Consider the following 9710-nt stretch of genomic DNA (forward strand, 5'->3'; position numbering starts at 1 on the left):
GCACCCGGCGCCCGCACTCGCGACTGATCAAGACTGGAATTGAAATTTAATGGCTGACGAAGAAACTCCGAAGAAGACCTTCGACGATGCACCCGTAGACGACCGTCACGACAAAATTAGTCAGGTCGATTTGCAAGTAGAGATGCAGCGCTCCTACCTCGACTACGCGATGAGCGTCATCGTGGGTCGTGCGCTTCCTGAAGTGCGCGATGGTTTGAAGCCCGTGCACCGTCGCGTCATCTACGCGATGTACGACGGTGGTTACCGGCCAGACAAGGGTTTCTCTAAGTGCACCCGCGTCATCGGCGATGTCATGGGGCAATTCCACCCGCACGGTGACTCGTCGGTTTACGACGCCCTTGTTCGTTTGGTCCAGCCATGGAGCCTTCGCTACCCGTTGGCTCTCGGCCAAGGAAACTTCGGATCTCCCGGTAACGATGGTGCTGCTGCCCACCGTTACACCGAGACCAAAATGGCCCCGCTCGCTATGGAAATGGTGCGGGACATTGAAGAAGACACTGTCGACTTCCAACCCAACTACGACGGGCGCACTCAGGAGCCCACCGTGCTCCCGAGCCGCTTCCCGAACCTGCTCGTTAATGGTTCCGTGGGTATCGCTGTCGGTATGGCCACGAATATTCCGCCCCACAACCTCCGCGAGGTCGGCGAGGGTGCGCTTTGGCACCTGGCCAATCCGGATGCCTCTAAGGAAGAACTCATTGAGGCGCTGATTCAACGAATCAAGGGCCCTGACTTCCCCACCGGAGCGCAGATCCTTGGAATCAAGGGGATTCAGGATGCATACCGCACGGGGCGTGGCTCGGTCACGATGCGTGCTGTGGTGAATGTCGAAGAGCTGCAGGGTCGCACTTGCCTCGTTGTCACTGAACTTCCGTACCAAGTAAACCCCGACAACTTGGCACTCAAGATTGCTGACCTGGTCAAAGACGGCAAGCTCGCCGGCATCGCCGACATCCGCGATGAGACCTCGGGTCGCACAGGCCAGCGTCTGGTAATCGTTCTCAAGCGTGACGCCGTCGCGAAGGTTGTTCTGAACAACCTCTACAAGCACACGCAGCTTCAGGAAAACTTTGGCGCGAACATGCTGGCGATCGTGGATGGTATTCCGCGCACCCTCTCGATCGATGGCTTCATCACTGCGTGGGCTACTCACCAGATCGAAGTGATTGTTCGCCGCACCGCGTTCCGCCTCCGCAAGGCTGAAGAGCGTGCGCACATCTTGCGTGGCTATTTGAAGGCTCTGGATGCACTAGATGAGGTCATCGCTCTCATCCGTCGCTCTGCAACGGTGGAAGATGCCCGCGAGGGACTCATCAAGTTGCTTGAGATTGACGAGATTCAGGCTCGCGCGATTCTTGACATGCAGCTGCGTCGCCTAGCCGCGCTTGAGCGTCAAAAGATTACCGATGAGCATGATGCTCTTGAACTCGAAATTGTCGAGTTCAAGGCAATCATTGGCAGCGAACAGCGCCAGCGCAACATCGTTAGTGAAGAACTCACTGATCTGCTCGCGAAATATGGTGACGATCGCCGCACCGAGATCATGATGGGTTTCGACGGCGACATGAGCATGGAAGACCTCATCCCCGAAGAGGAGATGGTGGTTACTGTTACTCGCGGTGGTTACGTGAAGCGAACTCGTAGTGACAACTACCGCAGCCAGCACCGCGGCGGTAAGGGCGTCAAGGGTGCCCAGCTTCGGGCGGATGACATCGTCGATCACCTGTTTGTCACGACAACGCACCACTGGTTGTTGTTCTTCACGAACACTGGTCGCGTCTATCGAGCTAAGGCCTACGAGTTGCAGGAGGGCGGACGTGACGCCAAGGGTCAGCACGTCGCAAACTTCTTAGCGCTGCAACCTGGCGAAGAGATCGCCCAGATTCTCGATATTCGTGACTATCAAGCAGCCACCTACCTTGTTCTGGCTACGCATAATGGTCTGGTCAAGAAAACCGCGCTGGCCGAATATGACACCAACCGTAGCGGCGGAATTATCGCCGTGAACCTGCGCGAGGGCGATGAGCTCGTCTCGGCGATGCTCGTTGAGAGCAGCGACGATGTGTTGTTGGTATCTCGTAAAGGAATGTCGATTCGCTTCACCGCATCCGATGAGGCCCTGCGCCCGATGGGCCGATCAACTTCGGGTGTGATGGGGATGAGCTTCCGTGAGGATGACCGCCTGCTGAGTGCGAGCGTCGTTCCTGAGAGCGGATTCGTCTTTGTGGTTACCGAGGGCGGATTCGCTAAACGGACTGCTGCAGACCAGTACCGAGTTCAGGGCCGTGGTGGTTTGGGCATTAAGGTTGCCAAACTTGATGGTGCGCGAGGCGATCTCGCTGGTGCCCTGATGGTCGGCGATCACGACGAAGTTCTTGTGGTTCTTGCCAGTGGCAAGGTGGTACGCTCTTCTGTCGCTGAGGTTCCGGCGAAGGGCCGTGACACTATGGGCGTCGTTTTCGCTCGATTTGCAGCGGACGACAAGATCCTTGCAATCGCACGAAACAGCGAACGAAATCTAGAAAACAAAGAACTTGAAGCTCAAGACGATAGCGTTGTGAGCGAAGATGCCCCTGCTGGGAAGGACGAGTCGGTAGATGAGTAGTGTCGCGGAGAAGCTGCAGCGCAAGTCGCAGCGCCAAACATCGGTAAAACAGGTTCGCCTCAAGCTGGTGTACATCGACTTTTGGTCGGCGGTAAAGTTCTCGTTCCTAGTAGCGATCTCGCTGGGAATTGTTCTTGTGGTCGCATCTTTGCTGATCTGGATCGTTTTGAACTCGACCGGAATCTTCGGCAAGGTTGATGAAATCTTCCGTGACATCCTCAGCGATGAGACCTTCAGCGTTGCGACCAGTTTCTCGCTGGCGCAGGTTGCTGGATTCTCGATTGTTGTCGCAATTCTCAATGTTTTGGTCGGTACAGCGCTCGGTGCAATTGCGAGTATGCTTTATAACTTCAGCGTGCGACTGACCGGTGGAATCCTCGTGGGTTTCACTAACAACTAGTCGATTACGCCAAACGGTCAGAATGCGATACTCTCGTATCTGCCCAACGGGGGTATAGCTCAGGCGGTTAGAGCGCTTCGCTGATAACGAAGAGGTCCGTGGTTCAAGTCCACGTACCCCCACTGGAATCTTCACAAGAGATTCCTTAAATTGGGGCCTTAGCTCAATTGGTAGAGCGCCTGCTTTGCAAGCAGGAGGTCAGGGGTTCGATTCCCCTAGGCTCCACAGCAAGAACTCCCCACAGTGGGAACGAAAACCCCGGTCAGTTATCTGGCCGGGGTTTTTTCGTGCGTCTATCGTGGTCGATGCTCTCAACCACGATAGGGATCTTTACCTCGCGGTGAAGCGTGCGACCGTGATATCCACCGTCCCTCTGCCAGACCTGCGGCAGGGGTGGATAGCCATACTGACTTTGGGGTGGCGAATCAGAGCGCCTATCGGCTACCTTTCGGCTCGACTGCGGTTGGCGCTGCGACGTCTACAGCCGAGGCTCTGCGTTTGTCGCGTGATGTTCTCGATCGTTTGGCAGCAGACGGACGATTACGCATCGTCCCACTGGTTGCTGACCAGCTCGTGATGTGAACGAACACCGGAGTAGCTCTTGCGCTCGTTCTGAGGCCGGAACACAACCCCGACCACTCAGCGTCTGCACTCATGTGGGAGAGCGCGATCTCGACGATCCTCGCGGACGTGAGCGTGGCCTCTGCTCGTGGTGGTCGGCGGTGCGCTCATCAGATGCGAACGTCATGGCCGCGAACGTCATGATTAACGAGTTCAGGCCCGGTTCGATAAGAACCGGGCCTGAACTGATAAAGAGGTGGGGCTAGACCGTGTGCGGTAGCCGGCATTAGCAGGCTATGCCGACAGTCAACGAGAAGCTAAGCAGCCTCTGCTTCGTCATCAATCCAGAGGTCATCGTCGGCGCGCAGCGTCTGCCAGGCGGCATAAGCAACTCCGACAGCGGCGACTACGCCGATGCCGATCAGCACGTAACGACCGAAGCCTGCCGATTTGGGCTGAGGCTTCACGAGGCCTGTTTTCTCGCCAGCGGTGGCCGCTAATCCTGAAACGCGAGCGAACGCATCCCGGACTTGCTGATTCTTGGCCACTTCAATCGCGGCAAGGGCTGTGCCAAGCGCAGAGGTCACGGCGGGCATGATGTCGCCCTTCACCTTGCTGCGAGTGGTTTCGGCCACTGAGCGAGCACCAGCGACTGATGACGACACCACGGGCTTTACCCGAGAGTCGATGGTGTTGTGAATCTTAGGGCTGACTTCTTCGCGCGCGTAGTTGGCGGCCTGATGGCTCGCCTCACGTACGACAGCGGAAGCGTGCTCAAGCAACTCCCGCTGATCGGTCCACAGGTCTTCAGCTTGACCTTTCAAGCGCTTGAGTTCTTTCCGGCGTTTGCGAGTTAGTGCCACGGGAAACCTCCAAAGATGGTCGAACAGTTCTTCCATACTGCCACGGTGGGTTCCGAGTGCGCACTGCTTTGGCTGTGAGCACCCTGAGTAACCCGGACCCGAGGCACAGGTTGGCTATGTAAGAATTGACCTTATGTCTCAACACACCGCAGTTGCCACTATCAAGACAAATCTCGGAGAAATCCGTCTCAACCTTTTCGGCAACCACGCGCCGAAGACTGTTGCCAACTTCGTAGGTCTCGCTAAGGGCGAGATCGAGTGGACTCATCCGGCCACCGGCCAGAAGACCACCGCGCCTCTTTACGATGGCGTCATCTTCCACCGCATCATCAAGCAGTTCATGCTTCAGGGTGGCGACCCCCTAGGCAAGGGAATCGGCGGCCCCGGTTACAACTTTGATGACGAAATCCACCCCGAGCTCGGGTTCTCCGCACCGTACATCCTTGCGATGGCGAACGCAGGAACGCGTGCCGGCAAGGGCACAAACGGTTCACAGTTTTTCATCACGACCGTTGCTACTCCTTGGCTGCAGGGCAAGCACACCGTTTTCGGTGAAGTTGCCGACGACGAGTCGAAGAAGGTCGTTGACGCAATTGAAGCCGTTGACACTGACGGCAGCGACAAGCCGCTTACCGATGTTGTCATCGAGAGCGTCACGATCGACGAGGTCTAACCTTCGTGACCTCATCGCCGGATGCTAGCGGCAACTATTGCTATCGGCATCCTGACCGGCAGAGTTTTACTCTCTGCCAGCGATGCGGGCGCACCGTATGCCCCAGCTGCCAAACGCAGGCAGCTGTGGGCGTACATTGCCCCGAATGTATCAAAGAGGCTCGCGCTAACGGGCCCAAGCGCAAACCTGTGCTGATTCGTGCGGCACGAGCGTCGCACGGCAAGCCGGTCGTCACTTATACGCTGATCGCGTTGACAGTCGCCATCTTCTTGCTTCAGTTAATTCCAGGCAGCCCGGTTACCCAGGCACTGGTCTATTACCCTCCGCTCACGGCATCCGAGCCGTGGCGAATGATCACCTCGGCGTTTTTGCACTCGCCCAGTTCGCTTTTCCATGTTGGTTTCAACATGTTCACGCTCTTTATCTTTGGGCGGCTACTAGAAATCCCACTAGGTCGAGCGCGATTCATCTCTCTCTACCTGATCAGTGCCCTTGGTGGTTCGGTTGCCGTACTACTAATCTCGCCCGGCGCCGTTGTGCTCGGAGCATCCGGAGCGATCTTCGGCATAGTTGCGGCGTTCTTCGTTATTCAGCGCCGAATGGGCATCAATAACCGCGTACTGCTCATAGTTCTGGGCATAAACCTCGTCGTCGGCTTCATCCCCGGGTTCAACATCTCTTGGGAAGCCCACGTCGGTGGTCTGGTAACTGGAGCGTTGCTTGCGCTCATCTTCCTGCGTCAGCGCAGCACAAAATCGGCTAATTCTGAGATCGCCTTAGTGGCGCTTACTGTGGCTGCACTTATCAGCCTGACTCTGATTCGAATCTTCGTTCTATAAGTGACGAAAAGTTATCCACAGGTTTATTAACACTGGGTATAACTACACGCGTGTAATTTCTAGCGCCACCGCGTAGTCATCAGGAATCCGACAAAGAGGATGCCGAAACCGACCAAAATGTTCCAACTGCCGAGAGATGCAATCGGAAGCTGCTGGTTGCTGACGTAGAACATGATGATCCAAGCGAGTCCGATCAGCATGAAGCCGAACATAACGGGCTTGAACCAGACCGCATTGGGTGCATCTTCAGCGGGACGCGAGGGTGATTTTTCTGCAGAATTACGGGCCATACGTGAAATTCTAGCGCGAACGCCCTGAGTGCTGAACAAGCGCGCGGAAACCAGTCAACGTCTGCACGTAGAATTGTGGCCATGGTTCGAAAAGACAGTCGGCGAGCTCGCCGCAGTACTGCGGCGCCTCGACCTGTCTCCTTCATTGGAATCCTCGGCGAATTGTTCATCACTGCCGGCATAATCGTGCTCCTGTTTCTCGTGTGGCAGACCTGGGTCAACAACATCTTTGTGAGCAGCGCGCAGCGCGACGATGCTACCGAGCTGAGTCAAGAGTGGAACAAGGGCGAGGCTGTGCGGCTCGCGCCAGACGAACGCGCCGACCCCGGTGTTCCTGTCGTTGCGGATGCGCCGGCTCACGCGGTCGCGTCGGAACGCTTATCGTTCCCCGATTCGGCGTTGACTATGCGCGCCCGATTGCCGAGAGCGTGAACCTGCGCGACGTGCTCAACACTCAAGGTGTCGGGCACTACGTCGGTACGCAGATGCCTGGCGAGGTCGGAAACTTTGCCGTGGCCGCCCATCGCACCGGGTGGGGCGATCCCTTCTTCGACATCAACAAACTTCAGCTGGGTGACAGCGTTTACGTCGAAACCGAAGCCGGCTGGTACCGCTACGTGTTCCGCTCGCTCGAATACGTGGAGGCATCCGGAGTCGGAGTGCTCAATCCGGTGCCGCAATTCGACGGTGCAGTAGCAAGCGACCGTCTCATGACCCTCACCAGTTGCAACCCCATCCACACCGCAAACGAACGCATCATCGCTTACGCCGTGTACGACACCTGGTACCCGCGTGCTGAAGGTGCGCCAAGTGAAATTGCGGCGATCGCCCAAAGCAGTGAAGGAGCTGGCTAATGTATGCAGCACTCTGGCGTGTAATTCCTGGACCGGCAATTGTGCGGGTCTTTATTCTCCTCGTGGTGGCCGCGGCGATCGTCGCTGCCCTCTTCGTATGGGTGTTCCCGTGGGCGCTGCCGCTAGTGACTCCACTGGATGCGACGGTGCAACAGTGACCCGCATCCTTGTCATCGACAACTACGATAGTTTCGTTTACACTCTCAACGGCTATCTGCTCGAACTGGGCGCCACTACCGAAGTAATGCGCAACGACGCGTTTGCCGCGGATGATGCAGCCGCTGCCATCGCAGAGTACGACGCAGTGCTGCTCTCGCCGGGCCCCGGAACCCCGGCCAACGCCGGCGTGAGCATTCCGATCGTGCACGCGGCTCTCGCCTCGGGGCAACCACTCTTCGGAGTGTGTCTAGGCCACCAAGCGATTGCCGAGGCCCTCGGCGCAACTGTCACCCATGCTGACGAGTTGATGCACGGCAAGACTTCGCAGATTGAGCACGATAACAGTCTCGTTTTCCGAGATATGCCGCAACCGTTTACAGCCACTCGCTATCACTCATTGGCCATCGTTGACGGAACCGTTCCTGACGAGCTTCAGGTCACAGCACGCACCCCTGGTGGCGTGATCATGGGCGTTCAGCATGAAAGCCAGCCGATCTACGGTGTGCAATTCCACCCCGAGTCGGTTCTTACCGAGGGCGGCTACCTCATGCTCGGCAACTGGCTGTCGCGGGTCGGGATGACCAATGCTCCAGCCTTGGCTAAAACACTGACGCCTCTCGTTCACAACTGAGCGAGCATGCAGTCGACGCTGTTTATCCGGCGCAGTACTGCAACGTAATCGCAGACTTTTGTGGTTGATCGCCGATAATCGACTGATAGCTCACAGTGTTGCCCGAGCATCCGAAGTCTGCTTTCAGCTTGACGCTCAACTGAAGATCCGTAAGTGCAGTATTAGCTTCACCGATGTCTTTGCCGGTGATGTCGGGAACCTGCACCAAACCATTCGAGACTACGAGATTGACCGTTTCACCTTCACGGATCACGGTGCCGTCGGAGGTGCGCTCGGCGTCTCCGCGCGGGTCAGAACTAATGACAGTTCCCTTAGCGAGGTTGGGTGAATACGTCTGAGAGCTCGTGCCATAAACCAGGCCGGCAGATTCAAGCAAAGAAATCGCAGCCGGTTCCAGCATGTTGCTCACGTTGGGCACCGTCACTGGAGCGCGCCCGAGCGATACAACAACTTCAACTTGGAGCCCGGGGGGCACCGACTGTCCCGGCCCGGGATCGGTGCGAATGATGACACCCTCTTCGATGGTTTCACTGGGTTGATCGACGCGTTTCGGCACGAGTTCTGCCTCAAGAAGAAGGGCTTCACCCTGGTCGTAAGTCATCGAGGCAATATCAGGAACTTTGACGGCCGTAGTACCACCGAGCTGGGTGGGCGTCAGGCTGAATGCCCACACCACGACGGCAATGATTACGACAGCCATGAGAGCGATTCCACCCCAGATCCAGGCCACGGGAGGGCGGTTCTGCGTGCGGGGGGTGCGATCGTTCTCATCGACGGCAAGTTGACGGAAAGTAGCGTCACTGCCGGCGGTGGCGTGCGGGTTCACCCCAAAAAGTGTTGCGTTGAAATCAGTCGATGCTAACTGTTTGCGCTCAGGAACTGCGCCGGCCGCGGCTGACTCAACATCAGTGCGGAACTCGGCCGCACTCTGGTAACGATCGAAACGGTCTTTGGCGAGGGAACGCAACACCACCGCATCGAGCGCGGGCGATACCGCAGCGATCGAGGTGCTCGGCGGAATCGCCTCTGAGTTGACGTGCTGGTACGCCACCGCAACCGGGTTATCTCCGGTGAAGGGCGGTTGCCCGGTGAGGAGCTCAAAAAGGACGACGCCAGTGGAGTACAGGTCGGATCGGGCATCCACACCTTCACCGCGAGCTTGCTCCGGTGAGAAGTATTGTGCGGTGCCTACGATTGCACTTGACTCGGCAATCGTTGCGGCCGAGTCAGAAACCGCGCGGGCGATGCCAAAATCCATGACCTTCACCTGGCCACCGGTAGTGACCATAATGTTGCCCGGCTTGATATCGCGGTGCACAACGCCGGCACGGTGAGAATATTCGAGCGCGGTGAGCACCTGAGCGACAATGCGTGTCGCTTCGGCCGGGGCCAGTGGTCCCTCGGCAACAATATCTTTCAGGAGGCGACCATCGACGTATTCCATGATGATGAACGGGATGAGCGTCTCGTGCCCAGACGGGTCGATGACCGACTCTTCTCCCGCATCAAAAATACGCACAATGGTGGGGTGAGCCATCTTTGCGGCGTCGTGCGCTTCGCGCCGAAAACGGGTGCGGAACGCAGGGTCATTAGCAAGCGATGGTTTGAGTAGCTTGATCGCAACCCGACGCCCCAACCGCGAATCTAACCCGAGGTGAACATCGGCCATACCGCCATGGCCGAGAAGCTCGCCAATCTGGTACCGGCCAGCGAGCTGACGTACGCCTTGTGCAACGCCTTCACTCACTAGTTCACTCCTTGGTTAATCCGGGAAAGTACCGGTCTAGTCTATGTGCTGCTAGTCGGGACCTCGG

Annotated in this window: 12 protein-coding genes and 2 tRNA genes; 11 read left to right on the forward strand and 3 right to left on the reverse strand. The window is 57.4% G+C overall.

The annotated features are described in order from the left end of the window. Positions 1–49: 49 nt before the first annotated feature. From gyrA to ON14_RS15845, 5 genes are all read left to right on the forward strand, one after another. Positions 50–2626, forward strand: a complete 2577-nt coding sequence (gene gyrA, locus ON14_RS08840; RefSeq protein ID WP_010204574.1) for a DNA gyrase subunit A — start codon at positions 50–52, stop codon at positions 2624–2626. Beyond that, positions 2619–3026: a DUF3566 domain-containing protein gene (locus ON14_RS08845; RefSeq protein ID WP_010204575.1), complete on the forward strand. Its 408-nt coding sequence runs from the start codon at positions 2619–2621 to the stop codon at positions 3024–3026. The genes gyrA and ON14_RS08845 overlap by 8 nt, the downstream gene beginning before the upstream one ends. Before the next feature lie 48 nt (positions 3027–3074). After that, positions 3075–3148, forward strand: a tRNA-Ile gene (locus tag ON14_RS08850). Positions 3149–3178: 30 nt separating this feature from the next. Beyond that, positions 3179–3251, forward strand: a tRNA-Ala gene (locus ON14_RS08855). A gap of 192 nt (positions 3252–3443) precedes the next feature. Then, entirely contained in the window at positions 3444–3608 is a 165-nt protein-coding gene (locus ON14_RS15845) for a hypothetical protein (protein WP_158000084.1), read from the forward strand. Between the two features lie 296 nt (positions 3609–3904). On the opposite strand, the gene ON14_RS08865 is transcribed toward ON14_RS15845, so the two are convergent. Further along, positions 3905–4450 (reverse strand): hypothetical protein, encoded by a 546-nt coding sequence (locus ON14_RS08865; RefSeq protein ID WP_026037627.1) that lies wholly within the window; start codon positions 4448–4450, stop codon positions 3905–3907. A 133-nt stretch (positions 4451–4583) separates the two neighbouring features. On the opposite strand from ON14_RS08865, the gene ON14_RS08870 reads away from it, so the two are divergent. Both ON14_RS08870 and ON14_RS08875 read left to right on the forward strand, forming a co-directional pair. Further along, positions 4584–5123, forward strand: a complete 540-nt coding sequence (locus tag ON14_RS08870; RefSeq protein WP_010204577.1) for a peptidylprolyl isomerase — start codon at positions 4584–4586, stop codon at positions 5121–5123. Between the two features lie 188 nt (positions 5124–5311). Then, positions 5312–5962 carry a rhomboid family intramembrane serine protease gene (locus tag ON14_RS08875; protein WP_010204580.1) on the forward strand — a complete coding sequence of 217 codons (651 nt, stop codon included), beginning with the start codon at positions 5312–5314 and terminating at the stop codon, positions 5960–5962. 59 nt (positions 5963–6021) lie between these two features. Here the strand turns inward: ON14_RS08875 and ON14_RS08880 are convergent, their stop codons facing one another. Next, positions 6022–6252 (reverse strand): cell division protein CrgA, encoded by a 231-nt coding sequence (locus ON14_RS08880; protein ID WP_010204583.1) that lies wholly within the window; start codon positions 6250–6252, stop codon positions 6022–6024. An 81-nt stretch (positions 6253–6333) separates the two neighbouring features. Between ON14_RS08880 and ON14_RS16175 the strand changes: the two genes are divergently transcribed. The 4 genes from ON14_RS16175 to ON14_RS08895 are packed head-to-tail and all read left to right on the forward strand — an operon-like array spanning position 6334 to position 7896. After that, positions 6334–6684, forward strand: coding sequence for a hypothetical protein (locus ON14_RS16175; protein WP_050993019.1), 351 nt, complete (start codon positions 6334–6336; stop codon positions 6682–6684). Beyond that, a complete protein-coding gene (locus ON14_RS16180) occupies positions 6633–7106 on the forward strand; it encodes a class E sortase (RefSeq protein ID WP_237719722.1) in 474 nt (157 codons plus the stop codon). The genes ON14_RS16175 and ON14_RS16180 overlap by 52 nt, the downstream gene beginning before the upstream one ends. Next, the gene (locus ON14_RS15935) at positions 7106–7264 is read left to right on the forward strand and encodes a hypothetical protein (RefSeq protein WP_010204584.1); all 159 of its coding nucleotides are present in this window, start codon (positions 7106–7108) and stop codon (positions 7262–7264) included. The genes ON14_RS16180 and ON14_RS15935 overlap by 1 nt, the downstream gene beginning before the upstream one ends. After that, positions 7261–7896, forward strand: coding sequence for an anthranilate synthase component II (locus ON14_RS08895; protein WP_010204586.1), 636 nt, complete (start codon positions 7261–7263; stop codon positions 7894–7896). The genes ON14_RS15935 and ON14_RS08895 overlap by 4 nt, the downstream gene beginning before the upstream one ends. Positions 7897–7918: 22 nt before the next feature. Here ON14_RS08895 and pknB read toward each other — a convergent pair whose 3' ends face one another. Continuing rightward, positions 7919–9643: a Stk1 family PASTA domain-containing Ser/Thr kinase gene (gene pknB / locus ON14_RS08900; protein ID WP_010204587.1), complete on the reverse strand. Its 1725-nt coding sequence runs from the start codon at positions 9641–9643 to the stop codon at positions 7919–7921. Positions 9644–9710: the final 67 nt, after the last annotated feature.

It is taken from the genome of Salinibacterium sp. PAMC 21357, from assembly GCF_000247645.1.
GTDB lineage: Bacteria > Actinomycetota > Actinomycetes > Actinomycetales > Microbacteriaceae > Rhodoglobus.